The organism is Chondrinema litorale (genome assembly GCF_026250525.1).
In the GTDB taxonomy this organism is placed as follows: Bacteria; Bacteroidota; Bacteroidia; order Cytophagales; family Flammeovirgaceae; genus Chondrinema; species Chondrinema litorale.
In genome coordinates, this window is sequence record NZ_CP111043.1 from 3,738,692 (window position 1) to 3,754,796 (window position 16,105).

14 protein-coding genes are annotated in these 16,105 nt (G+C 35.0%); all 14 read left to right on the forward strand.

The genetic code is table 11. From position 1 onward, the window contains the following. Positions 1-40 precede the first annotated feature (40 nt). The 14 genes from OQ292_RS15455 to OQ292_RS15520 all read left to right on the forward strand — a co-directional run bounded on the left by OQ292_RS15455 (position 41) and on the right by OQ292_RS15520 (position 16,043). Positions 41-679 (forward strand): hypothetical protein, encoded by a 639-nt coding sequence (locus OQ292_RS15455; protein WP_284683041.1) that lies wholly within the window; start codon positions 41-43, stop codon positions 677-679. Further along, the gene (locus OQ292_RS15460) at positions 664-2,073 is read left to right on the forward strand and encodes a hypothetical protein (protein WP_284683042.1); all 1,410 of its coding nucleotides are present in this window, start codon (positions 664-666) and stop codon (positions 2,071-2,073) included. Before OQ292_RS15455 ends, OQ292_RS15460 begins: the two co-directional genes overlap by 16 nt. Before the next feature lie 84 nt (positions 2,074-2,157). Continuing rightward, a complete protein-coding gene (locus OQ292_RS15465; protein ID WP_284683043.1) occupies positions 2,158-2,715 on the forward strand; it encodes a hypothetical protein in 558 nt (185 codons plus the stop codon). 554 nt (positions 2,716-3,269) lie between these two features. Further along, positions 3,270-3,791: a division/cell wall cluster transcriptional repressor MraZ gene (mraZ, locus tag OQ292_RS15470; protein WP_284683044.1), complete on the forward strand. Its 522-nt coding sequence runs from the start codon at positions 3,270-3,272 to the stop codon at positions 3,789-3,791. An 11-nt stretch (positions 3,792-3,802) separates the two neighbouring features. Next, entirely contained in the window at positions 3,803-4,702 is a 900-nt protein-coding gene (gene rsmH / locus OQ292_RS15475; RefSeq protein ID WP_284683045.1) for a 16S rRNA (cytosine(1402)-N(4))-methyltransferase RsmH, read from the forward strand. Between the two features lie 123 nt (positions 4,703-4,825). Then, the gene (locus tag OQ292_RS15480) at positions 4,826-5,197 is read left to right on the forward strand and encodes an FtsL-like putative cell division protein (protein ID WP_284683046.1); all 372 of its coding nucleotides are present in this window, start codon (positions 4,826-4,828) and stop codon (positions 5,195-5,197) included. A gap of 42 nt (positions 5,198-5,239) precedes the next feature. Next, complete coding sequence (locus OQ292_RS15485; protein ID WP_284683047.1) at positions 5,240-7,342, forward strand: penicillin-binding protein; 2,103 nt, start codon at positions 5,240-5,242, stop codon at positions 7,340-7,342. A gap of 29 nt (positions 7,343-7,371) precedes the next feature. Next, positions 7,372-8,829 carry a UDP-N-acetylmuramoyl-L-alanyl-D-glutamate--2,6-diaminopimelate ligase gene (locus tag OQ292_RS15490; RefSeq protein ID WP_431733771.1) on the forward strand — a complete coding sequence of 486 codons (1,458 nt, stop codon included), beginning with the start codon at positions 7,372-7,374 and terminating at the stop codon, positions 8,827-8,829. Between the two features lie 42 nt (positions 8,830-8,871). Further along, positions 8,872-10,083, forward strand: coding sequence for a phospho-N-acetylmuramoyl-pentapeptide-transferase (mraY, locus tag OQ292_RS15495; protein WP_284683048.1), 1,212 nt, complete (start codon positions 8,872-8,874; stop codon positions 10,081-10,083). An 11-nt stretch (positions 10,084-10,094) separates the two neighbouring features. Continuing rightward, complete coding sequence (gene murD / locus OQ292_RS15500; protein WP_284683049.1) at positions 10,095-11,492, forward strand: UDP-N-acetylmuramoyl-L-alanine--D-glutamate ligase; 1,398 nt, start codon at positions 10,095-10,097, stop codon at positions 11,490-11,492. Positions 11,493-11,514: 22 nt separating this feature from the next. Next, the gene (locus OQ292_RS15505; RefSeq protein ID WP_284683050.1) at positions 11,515-12,696 is read left to right on the forward strand and encodes an FtsW/RodA/SpoVE family cell cycle protein; all 1,182 of its coding nucleotides are present in this window, start codon (positions 11,515-11,517) and stop codon (positions 12,694-12,696) included. A gap of 22 nt (positions 12,697-12,718) precedes the next feature. Next, complete coding sequence (murG, locus tag OQ292_RS15510; RefSeq protein ID WP_284683051.1) at positions 12,719-13,846, forward strand: undecaprenyldiphospho-muramoylpentapeptide beta-N-acetylglucosaminyltransferase; 1,128 nt, start codon at positions 12,719-12,721, stop codon at positions 13,844-13,846. A gap of 9 nt (positions 13,847-13,855) precedes the next feature. After that, complete coding sequence (gene murC / locus OQ292_RS15515) at positions 13,856-15,265, forward strand: UDP-N-acetylmuramate--L-alanine ligase (protein WP_284683052.1); 1,410 nt, start codon at positions 13,856-13,858, stop codon at positions 15,263-15,265. A gap of 19 nt (positions 15,266-15,284) precedes the next feature. After that, the gene (locus OQ292_RS15520) at positions 15,285-16,043 is read left to right on the forward strand and encodes a cell division protein FtsQ/DivIB (protein WP_284683053.1); all 759 of its coding nucleotides are present in this window, start codon (positions 15,285-15,287) and stop codon (positions 16,041-16,043) included. Positions 16,044-16,105: the final 62 nt, after the last annotated feature.

The window sequence follows — 16,105 nt, forward strand, 5'->3', positions numbered from 1 at the left end:
GTTAAAAATGCAGATATATATTTAAAAAGTACTATTTAATTTGAAAGAGTTTTTTCTACATAAGTATAAAGACTACAGTTTATCCCAACTAAATGATATTATTGTAAGGGATAAAGCTTACGAAACAAGTGCTGTTGAGGCTGCGAAAGATTTACTGAAAGAGAAAAAAGACGCATATCAATCAGGTTTAGAAGTTCCCGTTACTCCAAGATATTATGAGGCGGAAGAAATTAAAGACAGCGATTTCACTGAAAGCTTAAATTATAAGCCTTATTTTAGAACTTACAGTTATAGAGATTTTACTACTGCTTTTTCACTAGCTAATTTATGCGTAGCTATTTACGAGTTTTTAATATATTGTAGTGATGAGAGTATATTAGGAAATAACAGAGGGTTATTGATAATAGTCGTTTACAACATAGCAGTATTACTAAATCATTCCACCTACAAATTAGAGCATAAACGTTCAAATAACTATATAGGAAGATCTATTCACACCATTACATTTACCGCTATTTTTTTAACAGAAATGCTTCTGTATAGATATCTGGTTTATTCTAGAGTATTAGATGCAGGTGTTGTATTTTATATTTTATTGGTATTTGGAGTGCTTTTTCTTGAGTTTATTGTCAGCATATTAAAGCATATATTAAATCTTCTTAAATGTCCTATATTTTAAAGATAAAGTTTTTAATAGTACTGTTTTCTTTTTCAGTGTTGGCTTTTATTCAAGTTAGAGAAAATAACTTTTTTGCTCCTAAAAACTTTAATGATTGGAAGCAATTAACATGGGAAGACTTTCAAGGTTATCCTAATCTATTTACTAAGTATGATGCTTCAATTAGAAGTGATATATATCTTAAGTTTGATTCAACAACATCTATTTATATAGCTTTCGCAAGTCAAAATGTAAATAAATCTTGGAAAAAAGAGTATGATTCAGATTATCTTTTAGAGCATGAGCAGTATCATTTTAATATAACAGAACTGCATGCGAGGATGATGAATAAATATATTCAGGATAATCCTAAATTAAGCGAAGAAGACTATTTAGAAAAACTAATAGATATTCAGAATGATCTTGATAAAATGCAGAATAATTATGATACAGAAGCCAATCATAGTTTAATAACAGATCAACAGTATTATTGGGAATATAAGGTAGATTCTTTGTTGTTGGAGTATTCTCAAGATTCTGGTTATGTTGTCGATCCGTTTACTGGTTTAAAAGCATTCTTTCCTACAAAGCCTGCTTTAAAATCTGTTATCAGAAATGATCATACTTCAGTTAGAGTGTATTCGAGAGAGAAATACGGCATTACATTAGCCTCTGCTTCTTATGATACAAGATATCTATATGGTATTGATTTAGTTGAAAATTTCGATCAAGGAATAAACAGGTTGGTAAATCAAGATTCTACTAATCTTTTGTTGTCTTATAATATTGATAATTTTGATAGTATTAAAATTGCAAATATTGTCCAGCATGATACTGTCTATAATACTAGAAGTTATAAAAAATGGATATTTAACGAGGTATATCTATATCAAGTTTTAGCTGTAATTCCGTTTGACAGCACATCTAACGGATATGATAAAATTGCGAATTCATTTATAAACTCATTCGATATTGTAAATACAGATGATTATTGGATCGAAAAGTTTAATGCAGCTAAATTCGATTTAGAGCAACAAATTCAGCCTCATAAATTTTCTTTATACGAAACAAAAGAGGAGTTAGGAGGAGATGGTTTATGTACTTATTGGAATAACGATACTTATAGTTCAGTAGGGATTTATAAAAGTCCTATTACTAATAGTGATGGCTCACTTTTTTTAGCGCTTGATTTGTCTCATACACCTGATAGTATAGACATACAAACTGTGATGGTATTGAACGATGAAATTTATAATTCTCAACCAGATACAAACTATCATATTTTTTATATCCCTGCCGAAAAGATACCAGCAAACAAGAACTTTACGATTGATTTTGGATACATTCCTAATAACGATAGTGTGAATGGCTGTTTAAATGTGCATTATCAGGAAATAGAAATATTGAGGGATTGATCTTAGGTTATAATTTATAAAAAGTAAATCGAATTTATAATTCTCTTTCTGCTTTATAATTTCATTTATCACATCTTTTATAAAATGAATAGAGTATTATTGATTCTTTTGGTTTTTATAGTTTTTGTCAGTTGTAATCTAGAAAAAGGGAAGGAAATAACACATAGTGATTATGTTGATTCTAAGGCATTAGAAGAATCAGATAGCTTAATTGAGGAAAGGTATTATCCTGAAAATGAGAATACAACACAGATTGATACTGTAATTTCTGGTAGGCAATTAAAAATCACAGTTACTAATACCTTTACTAGCTCATATGTAAAAGACGAATATGAAATAGACGGGATTAAGCATATAGATAAGTATCGAGATAGTGAAAAGAGATTCATAATCGAATTGTCAAATGAAATTCTCTTAGATACTACCTTTATTAAAGAAGATTTTGTAAATTATACTGGTGTTGACTTTCTTGAAACAGCTAACTTTCACGCGTATTGGTTCGAAAAAATAGAAGGTGATACAATTGAACTATTTGGTGTAGTAGGTAAACCGGAGACAGATTGGGTATTTGCATTTAGCCACTATTTTGATTTAAAATCTAGAAAATTCAAAGTAAAAGAGCATATTGAAGATGAAATGTAGTTCTATATCCCTCAATATATAGTGTCTTACAAGTTTTTTAAGCGTAAAACTGTCAAACTTCTAACTCCAATTTCCCCCAAATTTCCATTTTCCACTTGCGATTCCATTTTACGGGAAACTGAACCACTTTTTCCCCATTTTTCCTCAAAACTGATTCGCTTTTTCCACAATTAGGCACATGTAAAAAGTGCTTGGGTAAAAAAGCCACTTTTTACCTTGTTTTTTTAAAGGTTTAAATTTTAGTATCCACACTTTCCCACTCAAAGGTAAATTTTCAAAATTTTTATTTTTTAAACTTAGCTACTTTTACTGTAACAAAGTGTATTTTAATAACAGGCACGTTTTCAGTTATTTATAACTGTTTGATTAACTTTAACTTTAAGTATTAAATGTTATGATTAATTTTTTAGCATTTGATTATAATAATAGAGTGTACTCAAGGTTTAGATAAAAAGGTCAAAAAGTGGTAAAATGTGGTAAAAAGTGGTTGAATTATTGATTAATTATATTAGATTTGTATTAATAGTAAGATTTTAAATTGGTAAGAAGTATCGATGTCCTATTTTTCAAGCGAATATGAGTGCAGACTAGACACCAAAGGAAGGTTGGTTTTACCAGCTCGGGTGAAATCTGCATTGCCTGAAGAAGACGGAAACCGAATTGTGTTGAAGAGAGGTTTTGAGCCATGTCTTACTGTTTATCCTCAAAGTGAGTGGGAGCAAATATTTAATCAGATTACAAGTCTGAATGAATTTACCGAGAGAGATAGAAAGTTTCAACGCATGTTTATGCGCGGTTTAACAGAAATTGAACTTGATAAAACAGGTAGGTTTCTAATTCCGAGATCACTGCAGAAATACGCAAAGCTTGATAAAGATGTGTTGATCGTGGGTTTGGGTAAAAGATTGGAGATTTGGAATCCTGATGAGTACGATGAGTATTTGGCTGGTGAACCAGAAGAATTCTCAGATATGGCTCAGGAGTATTTGGGTAGAACAGGAATGGGAGCGAAAGAAGAAGAAAGCGAAGAGGTAAAAGAAAAGGAAGTGAAAGAGGAAGAAAGTACAGAAAATTAAACTCCGGACCTATGTATCATGTACCGGTATTATTGAATGAATCAATTGAAGGCTTGGATATCCAGCCAGATAAAACATATGTAGATGTGACTTTTGGAGGTGGCGGTCATTCTTCATTGATTCTGCAAAAATTACAAGGAGGGAAATTGCTTGGTTTTGATCAAGATCCCGACGCAAGGCAAAATGCCGAACAGCTTGGAGACGCCAGGTTGAAGCTTATTGAAGCAAATTTCAGGTATCTGAAAAAATACCTTAAACTTTATCAAGCGCCTAAAGTTGATGGAATACTCGCAGATTTGGGAATTTCTTCTCATCAGATAGACCAAGCAGAGCGTGGTTTTTCGATTAGATGGGATGCCAAACTGGATATGAGAATGGATCAGTCGGGGAGTACAACAGCCAGAGATATTGTAAATGGGTACGACGAGAAGCAGTTGGCTGCAATCTTTAGAAGTTTTGGAGAAGTTAAAAATGCTTGGCCATTAGCAAAGGGGATTGTGAGAGCACGTGCTACTTCAAGTATCGAAACTACTGGTGAGTTAGTAAAAGTACTCGATAAGTTTGCGCCAAAAGGAAAAGAGTTTAAGTATCAAGCTCAAGTATTCCAAGCGCTGCGAATCGAAGTAAACGAAGAGATAGAGGTGTTAAAAGAGTTCTTAGAAGGTTGTGCAGAGGTACTTAACAAAGGAGGGAGATTGGTGGTAATTTCTTACCATTCACTCGAAGACAGACTGGTAAAGAACTTTATGAAACATGGTAAGTTTGAAGGAGAACCTGAAAAAGATTTATACGGAAACTTAATAAGGCCATTCAAGCCTATACAAAATAAACCGATTACTGCACCGCCTGAAGAGATAAGTAGAAACAACAGGGCAAGGAGTGCCAAACTCAGGATTGCAGAAAAAATATAAGATTTAACAATTAAGCCAATCGCTTTAACAATTAAACCCGGGTTTTCCCGACTCAACATTCACAAAGTTTCTGAACTGTAAGAAATACTATCGGACATTTTTTAAAACTGTGGAATATTTTCTATGAATGCTTTTAACACATATGCCAAAGTAAAACAGGAGAAGAAAAAGAAGCCGTCTATGCTTGGACAGGTTTCTGGCAAATTCGACTTTACTTTCGATGACAAGACGGCTATTAAGTTTATTCCATTTTTCTTTTTTCTTACATTTTTAGGGTTAATCTACATCAGCAATACATACTACGCAGATAAGCTTGCTAAGAAAATTGGAGACATGGAGAAAGAGGTGAACAGGCTAAGAGTAGACTATGGTTCAAGAAAATACGAATTTGTTAGTGTGAGCAAGTTCGAAGAAATAGCCAAGAAAGTAAAAGGCTTAGGATTAACCGAAAACAATGAGCCAGTAATTAGGCTTGAAACTAAGGAAGAAAAATAGTAACAGACTTAATTTTTTATTTAACAATATTAAAATTTTTTAATGGGAGTCAGGAAATCCATATTGGTTAGAATTAGACTGGGTTTTTTGGTAATTGTTATTCTGGCGGTAGGTATCCTCGTCAGGATTTTTGATTTACAAGTGGTTGAAGGAGATAAGTGGAGCAAAGCTGCTGAAGAATACGGTCTAAAGTTTATGAAAGTTGAAGCTACCCGAGGAAACATCCTCAGTGATGATGGTAGTTTGATGGCTGTTTCTCTTCCATTTTATCAGATAGCAATCGACCCCTCTATTCCTACAGACGAGTTGTTCAACGAGTCATTAGATACTGTATCTTATTTATTATCTGATTACTTTGAGGATAAAACTGCTGAAGAGTATGCCGCAGAGCTGAGAGAAGCGCGTGCATCTGGTAGAAGATACAAATTGCTTAGTAAGCAGCTAGTAAAATACCATCATAAAAAAATGATGGAAGAGTGGCCTTTATTTAAAGAAGGCAAATGGAGAGGTGGTGTATTATTCGAGAAAGTAGACAAGAGATTTTTACCATTCGGCTCCTTAGGGAGAAGAATGATCGGTTTTACCCGTATGGATTCGTCTAATATAGTAAGAGGAGTTGGTCTCGAAAGAAGCTTTAATAACAAGTTAGCGGGTGTAAGTGGAGATGCTTTATATCAACGTATTGCTGGTGGAGAGTGGAAACCTGTAGATAACGACCTTGAAGTAAAAACAGAAAGTGGCGTAGATGTACAAACTACTATAGATATACATTATCAAGAAATTGCTACCAATGTGCTAGATAAGCATGTAAGAAAGCACAGAGCTAATTATGGTGTTGCTATTGTAATGGAGGTGGAGACTGGTGAGATTAAAGCAATGGTAAACTTAAGTAGAAGTGATAATGGCGATTATATAGAAGATTACAATTATGCAATAGGAGCGCAAGGAACAACAGAGCCAGGTTCAACTTTCAAATTGGTTTCATTTATGGCATTGTTGGAAGAAACCAACATCTCTATAAATGATACAGTAAACACACACGATGGTAAATTCGAATTTTATGAAGACTGTGTGATGAAAGACCCTGTATATTATGGTTATGGAAAAATACCTGTAAAATCAGTTTTTGAGAAGTCTTCCAACATTGGTACTTCTCGATTGGTGTTTTTGCACTTTATGGAAAAGCCAGAGCGCTATATAAACTATTTAAAGAAATTTGGTTTGGGTGAGCCACTTGGTTTCCAAATGATGGGCGAAGGTAAGCCATACTTTAACGAACCGGGCGATCCTAACTGGAGTGGTTGTTCATTGCCTTGGGTATCAATTGGTTATGAGGTAAAAGTATCGCCTCTTCAATTACTTTCTTTTTATAATGCGGTTGCAAACAACGGGAAAATGATTGCTCCAATTATTGTAAAAAAAGTAACCAAAGGCAGCAAAGTTTTAGAAAACTATAATGCGAAAGTGATCAACGAAAAGATTTGTTCAGATCGCACTTTAGGAATTTTACAAGGTTTGCTTGAAGGTGTAATCGAAAGAGGTACAGCTAAAGATATTAGAACAGATCAGTATAAAATTGCAGGTAAAACAGGTACTACACACAAGGTTAAAAATGGAACGTATGTAGATAACTACTATGCTTCATTTGCTGGGTATTTTCCTGCTGACAACCCGAAGTATTCTATAATGGTAGCCATAGACGACCCTAAAAATGGTGCTCACTATGGTGGTTCAGTTGCTGCTCCTGTTTTTAGAGAAATTGCAGATGAATTATATGTGAGAGGAGTTGAAAAAACACTTCCTGATACACTAGTAAACGATGGTGTTTTCCCAATGATTCAAGCAGGTTACTATAAAGATTTGCAGAAACTGGCCGATAATTTTAATGTGAAAAATGTGCCATTGAATACTACTGAGTGGGTGAGAGCACAAACAACTGGAGATACAGTACTATGGAGTAATAATACTGTAAAAGAAGAACAGGTACCAGATGTAAGAGGAATGACATTAAAAGATGCACTTTTCATTTTAGAAAATCAAGGATTAAAAGTAAGGCCGAGGGGTAATGGAAGAGTGCAAAGACAGTCTTTAAGTCCAGGAACAAAAATTAGAAAAGGAGGAGTAATTTATATAAGCTTAGGTTAACGAAATTATCAATTTAAAATAGTATAGTCATAAAAAAGCTGACCGACATATTAGGTACTTACCCAACAGTTTCATTCAGAGGAAATACAGACAGAGTGATTAACAAAATCTGTTTCGATTCTCGTGAAGTAACTGAAAATGATATGTTTATTGCTGTAGAAGGTACAGTAGTTGACGGCCATGATTATATTGATAAGGCAGTTGCTCAAGGTGCTACAACAGTAGTTTGTGAGAAGCTTCCAGAAAAAACAGTTGACGAAGTTTGCTATTTGCTGGTTGAAAACTCGGCCAAGGCAATGGGAATTTTTGCTGCGAATTATTACGATCATCCATCGGCTAAATTAAAGCTTGTAGGAGTAACAGGAACTAACGGTAAAACTACGGTTGCTACTGTGCTTTATCGCTTATTTAGAGAGTTGGGTTATAACTCTGGGCTAATTTCTACTGTAGAAAATAAAGTAAACGATACTATTTTACCAGCCAAGTTTACAACTCCAGATGCCATACAATTAAACAAGCTTTTAAGTGAAATGGTGAAGCAAAAATGCACACACTGTTTCATGGAAGTAAGTTCGCATGCCCTTTCACAAGAGAGAGTAGAAGGTATTCATTATATCGGTGCATTATTTACCAATATTACACACGATCATCTAGACTACCACAAAACCTTTGATAACTACATCAAAGCGAAGAAGATACTTTTTGATAATCTGAGTGATAAGGCATTTGCTATAGTAAATAAAGACGATAGGAGAGGAATGGTAATGGTGCAAAATTGCAGTGCCAGAATCAAAACTTTCTCATTAAAAGCTATGGCAGATTTTAAAGGTAAAATGCTCGATAATTCTTTTGAAGGCTTACTGCTTGAGATTGACAATAGAAAAACTTGGTTCAGACTTATTGGAGCATTTAATGCGAGCAATTTATTAGCTGTATATTCTACAGCAGTGATGTTGGGCGAAGATAGCGAAAATGTACTTACACAGCTTTCTGCTATTGCACCAGCAAAAGGCAGGTTCGATCAGGTAATTTCTGAAGACAACAGAGCTATTGTAGATTATTCTCATACGCCAGATGCTTTAGAGAATGTGCTTAAGACAATAAATGAGCTAAGAAAACTAGGTGAGAGAATAATTACAGTTGTGGGTTGTGGTGGTGATAGAGATAAAACAAAAAGACCTAAAATGGCTGCAATTGCTGCCAAACTTAGTGATAAAGTAATACTTACATCTGATAATCCGAGAACAGAAATTCCAGAACAAATTATAAAAGATATGGAAGCTGGCTTAGATATTTTGGGTAAAACAAAGACGCTTTCCATTACAGACAGGAAGGAGGCAATAAGAACAGCTTGTATGCTGGCGGGCAAAGGAGATATTATTCTAGTTGCTGGCAAAGGGCATGAAAACTATCAGGAGATCAATGGTGTGCGTCATCATTTTGATGATAAAGAAATACTTGAAGAGATTTTTTCTGGTAAAAACTAAAGTTTAAATAAAGTTTCAACCGAATAGAATTATTTAAAACAGTTGCTTTACTATTTATTCAAATATCTAGACGAACATTTTGCTTTTCCGGGAGCAGGAGTTTTTCAGTATATCTCTTTTAGAGCATTGATGGCGGCAGCATTCTCTTTGTTGTTTGCAACAATAATCGGAAAGAAAATTATAAATATGCTGCAAAGAGCTCAAGTAGGTGAGACTATTAGGAACTTGGGCTTGCAAGGAGAAATGGAAAAGAAGGGTACACCTACAATGGGTGGTCTAGTAATTATATCAACCATTTTATTGCCGGTTTTACTTTTTGCTAAACTTGAAAATATTTACATCATCCTATTGCTAATAACTACAGTATGGATGGGAATGATTGGTTTTGTTGACGACTACATTAAAATTTTTAAGAAGGATAAAAAAGGATTAAAAGGTCGCTTTAAGATTGCAGGTCAGGTTTCTTTAGGTCTGATTATCGGTGTTACTTTATACTTCCACAACAGTGTGGTTGTAAGAGATTTCGATATAGACATTAACAGAGCGAATATAGATCAGGCATTAAACCCAAATAATTACGAAGATGTAAAGTCTACCAAAACAACCATTCCTTTTGTAAAAAGAAATGAGTTCGATTATTCATCATTAGTTCCAGATGAAAGACTGACACCTATATTATATGTACTTATAGTAATTTTTATAGTAACAGCAGTATCGAACGGAGCAAACATTACAGATGGAATAGATGGGCTAGCAGCCGGAAGCTCGGCAATAATAGGCTTGGTGCTGGCGATTCTGGCTTATGTTTCGGGTAACATCATTTTTGCCGATTACCTGAATATTATGTTCCTGCCATATACGGGCGAAGTGGTAATATTCTGCTTGGCATTTGTAGGAGCTTGTGTAGGCTTTTTGTGGTATAACTCTTACCCAGCACAAGTTTTTATGGGAGATACAGGTAGTTTGATGCTTGGCGCAGTAATCGCAGTTTTATCACTCATAATAAGAAAAGAACTATTACTGCCGATCTTGTGCGGTATATTTTTTATCGAGAATATGTCTGTGATTTTACAGGTGTCTTGGTTTAAATACACAAGAAAAAAATATGGTGAAGGGAGGAGAATATTTTTAATGTCGCCGATTCACCATCATTATCAGAAAAAAGGAATTCATGAAGCAAAGATTGTAACCAGATTCTGGATCGTGGGGATATTGCTGGGTATTGCAGCATTGGCTACACTTAAGATCAGATAAATACATCTAAAATGAAAGAAAAAGTAATCATATTAGGCGCAGGCGAAAGTGGAATAGGAGCTGCTATTCTTGCTAAAAAACTCGGATACGAAGTATTTGTGTCTGATGCTGGTATGATTGCACCTAAGTTTAAAACGGAGTTGGCTAAACATAAAATAAGTTATGAAGAAAATGGCCATTCTGAAACTGAGATTTTATCTGCAAGTGAAGTAATTAAAAGCCCGGGGATTCCAGAGAAGGCTGGCATGATTCAGAAATTGAGAAATGCTGGTATTAAAATCAGTTCGGAAATAGACTTTGCTTCTAGATATACCAAAGGAAAAATTGTAGCAATTACAGGCACCAATGGTAAAACCACGACTACTTTGCTTACTTATCATTTATTGAAAGAAGCAGGTTTTGATGTGGCTTTAGGAGGAAATATAGGAACTAGTTTTGCCCGTTTATTGGCTGAAAGTGATCATGATTATTTTGTATTGGAAATCAGCAGTTTCCAATTAGATGATATTCATGATTTTAGACCACAAGTGGCATTGCTCCTAAATATCACCCCAGACCATTTAGACAGATATAATTACGATGTAAATCAATACGCCAAAGCAAAATTCAGAATATTTGAAAACATGTTGCAAGGCGATACACTGATTTACAATGCAGACGATGAGCTTATTGCCAAAGAGATTAATCACAACAGTGATTTAAAAATGTGGCAAGAGAGCTTTTCAGAGGCTTTTGTGAGAGATGAGGAATTATTGATCCCAGCATTTTTCTCTCCATTATTCGATCAGCCAGAAGGCGCTGGAAATAACTGGTTAACCTTTAATGAATTGCCATTAAAAGGAAAGCACAATGCCATGAATATGAGTGCAGCATTATTAGCTGCAACCAGATTGGGTATCGATTATGCCATGTTGAAAGAGTCGCTGAAAACATTTAAAAATGTAGCTCACAGATTAGAGCTTACAGAAACTATAAATGGAATTGAATTTATAAACGATTCGAAAGCGACCAATGTAGATGCCGTAAAATATGCACTTGATGCATTTAATACTTCACTAATTTGGATTGCTGGAGGTGTAGATAAAGGCAACGATTACAGCGAGATTGCTGAGTTGGTAAAGGCCAAAGTAAAAGGGCTGATTTGCCTTGGGAAAGACAATGAGAAACTAAAAACAGCTTTCAGCGAAACGGTAAGCTTTATATATGAAACTGAAGATATAAATGATGCTGTACTTACGGCTTATCATCTGGCAGAAAAGGGAGATGTAGTATTGCTCTCACCAGCTTGTGCCAGTTTCGATCTCTTCAAAAATTATGAAGATCGAGGCGATAAGTTCAAAAAGGCAGTAGCAGAGAATCTCAGTTCTTTTAAAAAAAAAATTGAAAGAAAATTAATCAACACATTGTAGCAGGTTGTAAAAAGATAAACATATGCAAATAGAAGAACACGCAACAGGCAGCATTTATAGATACTTACAAGGTGACAAGGTGATCTGGGCAATTAGCATCATCCTTTCTCTAATTAGTATTTTGGTGGTTTATAGTGCTACCGGAAATTTGGCTTTTAGAAGTGCAGATGGTGATACTGAGCACTTTCTTATTAAGCACACATTCCTAATTATTTTAGGCTTCGTTGCTATGTTTTTTGCACATAGAATCGATTATCGCTTCTATTCAAAATTATCTAGATATGCTTTGCTAGCATCTATTCCATTGTTAATTATAACTTGGCAATTTGGTTCAAATATCAATGAAGCATCTAGATGGATTGTAATTCCTTTTACAAGTTTTTCATTCCAGCCTTCAGATTTTGCTAAACTGGCATTAATCTCAAATGTGGCTAGTATGCTTTCTAAAAGGCAGATGAGAATAAGAGACGATCAGAGAGCAATTAACCCAATGTTGATTTGGAGTGGTATAGTTTGCGGATTAATTGGTTTGACTGACTGGTCTAGTGCATCAATTCTGTTTTTAACAATTTTACTATTGTTTTTTATTGGTAGAGTTCCAGTAAAATACTTAGGAATGATGCTGGTAGTAGGAGCAATGGCAGGTTCATTTGCATTTACTTTTGGCCAAAGAAAAGACACTGTAAGCAGCAGGTTAAGTTCATTTATGAACAATAAAGTATCATTCCAGTCTGAGCAGGCATTCCTAGCAGTTTCAACTGGTGGAATGTTCGGGAAAGGATCTGGTAATAGTGCAGCTAAAAACTTTTTACCTCACCCATATTCAGATTTTATCTTCGCAATTATTGTAGAAGAGTACGGAATGTTTGGCGCTATTGTAATTATAGCTGCATTCTTAATAATTCTATATCGGGGAATGCTCATTGTGAGTAATAGCCAACGGGCATTTGGAGGCTTGTTGGCTGCTGGGCTTACTTTTAGTTTGGTTTTGCAAGCATTTATACACATGGGTGTAGTTGTAGGTGTTTTGCCAATTACAGGTTTACCATTACCATTACTCAGCATGGGAGGTACCTCACTTTTATTCACTGGTATGTCAATCGGTATGTTGTTAAGTGTGAGTAGAACAGAGGAACTTGGAGAAGATGATTCACTAAGAAGAAACCTGAAAAGAAGAGTAATAAGCAGAAATAACGCGATATAAATTAGAAAAACGAAATAAGAAATTGACAAATAAAGGAGAACATATTAAAGTAATCATTAGCGGTGGAGGCACTGGTGGACATATCTATCCGGCTATTGCCATTGCTGATGCTTTAAAAGATATGGACTCCGAAACTGAAATTCTGTTTGTTGGTGCAGAGGGAAAAATGGAGATGGAAAAAGTACCCCAAGCAGGATATACTATTAAGGCATTGCCAGTAAGTGGTTTGCAAAGAAAACTCACATTAAAAAACTTGAGTGTTCCTTTTAAACTATTTAAAAGCTTAAATGAAGCAGGCAGAATAATTAATGGTTTTCAGCCAGATGTGGTAGTAGGAGTGGGAGGTTATGCCAGTGCACCTGTATTAAGAAAAGCGCAGAATAAAAAAATTCCAACGCTTATACAAGAGCAAAATGGCTATGCAGGGTTAACCAATAAAATGCTTTCGAGCAAAGCTTCAAAAATTTGTGTGGCTTATCCCGGAATGGAGCAGTACTTTCCTAAAAATAAAATTATGTTTTTAGGAAACCCAGTAAGAAAAGATATTGGCAGTTTGGATACGCTAAAAGCTGAAGCATTTAAGTATTTTAATCTTGATCCTGAAAAGCCGGTAGTGTTGTCGATAGGAGGGAGTTTGGGTGCCAGAACTATTAATGAAGGCTTATTGAGTATCTATAAATACTTACTTGAGAATGGCATTCAGTTAATCTGGCAAACAGGTAAATTTTATTACGAATCTATTAAACAACAACTGGATAGTGATACAAAGGGATTGTGGGTAAATGCATTTATTAGCCGTATGGATTATGCCTACGCTTGTGCAGATATGGTAGTATCGAGAGCAGGTGCATTGAGTATATCGGAGTTGTGTTTAGCAGGTAAACCAGCTATACTAATTCCTTCGCCCAATGTGGCAGAAGATCATCAAACAAAAAATGCAATGGCATTAGTGAAAGAAGATGCAGCTGTAATGTTGTCAGATTCAGAAACTAAATTAAAATTGCAGGATGAAATTATCGATCTAGTTGGAAATGAAGACAAAAAGAATCGAATGATTCAAAATATAAAGAAACTGGCGAAACCCCATGCAGCCATGGATATCGCTAAAGAGATCGTAAAACTAACTTCAGATAAAATGAAAATGGCATAATTTAAATTTATGAGTTTAGATCTGCAAAATATTGAACAAGTTTACCTAATAGGTGTTGGCGGCATTGGAATGAGTGCCTTGGCACGTTGGTTCAAAGCGAATGGCAGAGAAGTATGGGGTTACGATAAAGTACAAACCGCTTTAACAGATGCATTGGAAAAAGAAGGGATTCCTGTGCATTTTGAAGATAAAGTAAGTCTGATTCCAGAAGAAATTTTGGATAATGACCAATCTAGTTTGATAGTATTTACACCGGCAGTTCCGGTAGATCATAAGCAACTTAATTTTTTGAGAGATGCAGGTTACCATGTAATGAAACGCTCTCAGGTTTTAGGTTTAATTTCTACAGTATTTTTTACTGTAGCTGTAGCTGGAACTCATGGTAAAACTACTACATCTTCTATGTTGGCACACATACTTCACCATACTGGGCAGCCATGTTCTGCTTTTGTTGGTGGAATAGCTAAAAACTTTGAGTCTAATTTGCTAATGAGCAATGCAGACCTTGAAGATCAAGTGTTGGTAGTTGAAGCCGATGAATACGACAGGTCTTTCTTAACATTGAATCCGGATATTGCGGTGATCACATCTGTGGAGCCAGATCATTTAGATATTTATGGAGATGATGCTAACCTGAAAGAAGCATTTATCGACTTCATCGGAAATATTAAGGGAGAAGGTCAACTTTTTATTAGAAAAGGAGCTGCTCCTGAAATTGTAAGAAAGTTACAGGCAAATACCAATATTAGAACATTTGGTTTGGGTATTGGCGATTATGCTGTAGAGAATGTAAGGCAAAATGGGCAGGGTGTAATCTTCGATATGGTAAATAATTCTGAAGATGATTCTATGGATGATATTACCGACCTAGAATTGAATATGCCTGGCGAACATAATATGATGAACATGGCTGCCGCAGTAGCAGCAGCATTAAGTATTGGTTTGCAACCAGATAAAATAAGAAAGGCAGTAGCAACTTACTCGGGTGTAAGACGCAGATTTGACTTTGTAATTAATACAGAAGACAAAGTCTATATAGATGATTATGCGCATCATCCAACTGAGATTCAGGCTTTTTTGAGCGGAGTAAAAGCATTATACCCTAACAAAAAACTGACTGCTATTTTTCAGCCGCATTTATTTAGCAGAACTAGAGATTTTGCAGATGGATTTGCAGAAAGTTTATCTCTAGCAGATTCTCTTATTTTACTAGATATATATCCGGCTAGAGAAGAACCAATACCAGGAGTTACATCAGATATTATATTTAAAAATGTAAAGTGTGATGAAAAGGTAATGTTGAAAGACGATGATTTGCTCGATGCTATAGAGAAAGCAAAACCAGAGCTTTTAGTAACAATAGGAGCGGGCAATATAGATCGATTTATCGAACCAATTAAACAGATTTTTGAAGCTTAGGAATAAAAAATTATAAAGAATGAAATTTCCGAAGAAACTCACTACGATTAACATTATTCTGGCGGTAAGTCTTGTACTTATTGCAGCGGGATATATTTTCTATCGCTATCCGATTCTTGGAGACGATACGATCATAATTAATGTAGATGACGACAGCGGAAACTTCTTTGTAAGCAAAGAGAATGTAAAAGAAATTATTGACAGTCTGAAATTGGATAATCCGGGAAGAAGGATTAGCAATATGCAGCTAAAAATGATTGAAAAGGCCTTAAAGCAACAAGATTTTATTTTGGATGCACAGGTTTCTAGAGACCTGAAAGGTAACATTATTATTGATATAGCTCAAGAACAACCAATTGCCAGATTAATGGGAAACAATGGTAAAGGGGCATATATCAATAAAGAGAAGAAGATAATTGAACTGTCTGATAACTTTTCTGCCAGAGTAATGGTGATATCGGGAGAAGGTGCAGATAGCCTGATGAGTCCGGGTTTTATGGACTCTAAGGTAGGTCAGGATTTTTATGATTTTATAGACTATATAAAAGCTGATGAATTTTGGAATCCACAAGTAGCAATGCTAGATGTTGATAAAGATTTTGAGGTAACTATTTATCCTCAGGTTGGGCAGCATCTCTTTGAGTTTGGCTACTTTGTAAACTTCGAAAAGAAGTTTAATAAGATGAAAATTTTCTATGACGAAATCATCCCCAAAAAGGGCTGGGGGGCTTATCGACTGGTAAAAGTACAGTACAATGGTCAAATTGTCTGTAGGTAAGCAAGAATCCAAACAAAATATAATTAACAAACGAATGGTGCTACTGGCCTTAAAATCAGCAA

Coding starts and splice junctions, on each gene's coding strand:
- OQ292_RS15480 (WP_284683046.1), top strand. CDS start 4,826: ATGAATGCTTTTAACACATATGCCAAAGTAAAACAGGAGAAGAAAAAG.
- OQ292_RS15520 (WP_284683053.1), top strand. CDS start 15,285: ATGAAATTTCCGAAGAAACTCACTACGATTAACATTATTCTGGCGGTA.
- OQ292_RS15485 (WP_284683047.1), top strand. CDS start 5,240: ATGGGAGTCAGGAAATCCATATTGGTTAGAATTAGACTGGGTTTTTTG.
- mraZ (WP_284683044.1), top strand. CDS start 3,270: ATGTCCTATTTTTCAAGCGAATATGAGTGCAGACTAGACACCAAAGGA.
- OQ292_RS15465 (WP_284683043.1), top strand. CDS start 2,158: ATGAATAGAGTATTATTGATTCTTTTGGTTTTTATAGTTTTTGTCAGT.
- rsmH (WP_284683045.1), top strand. CDS start 3,803: ATGTATCATGTACCGGTATTATTGAATGAATCAATTGAAGGCTTGGAT.
- OQ292_RS15460 (WP_284683042.1), top strand. CDS start 664: ATGTCCTATATTTTAAAGATAAAGTTTTTAATAGTACTGTTTTCTTTT.
- OQ292_RS15505 (WP_284683050.1), top strand. CDS start 11,515: ATGCAAATAGAAGAACACGCAACAGGCAGCATTTATAGATACTTACAA.
- murD (WP_284683049.1), top strand. CDS start 10,095: ATGAAAGAAAAAGTAATCATATTAGGCGCAGGCGAAAGTGGAATAGGA.
- murC (WP_284683052.1), top strand. CDS start 13,856: ATGAGTTTAGATCTGCAAAATATTGAACAAGTTTACCTAATAGGTGTT.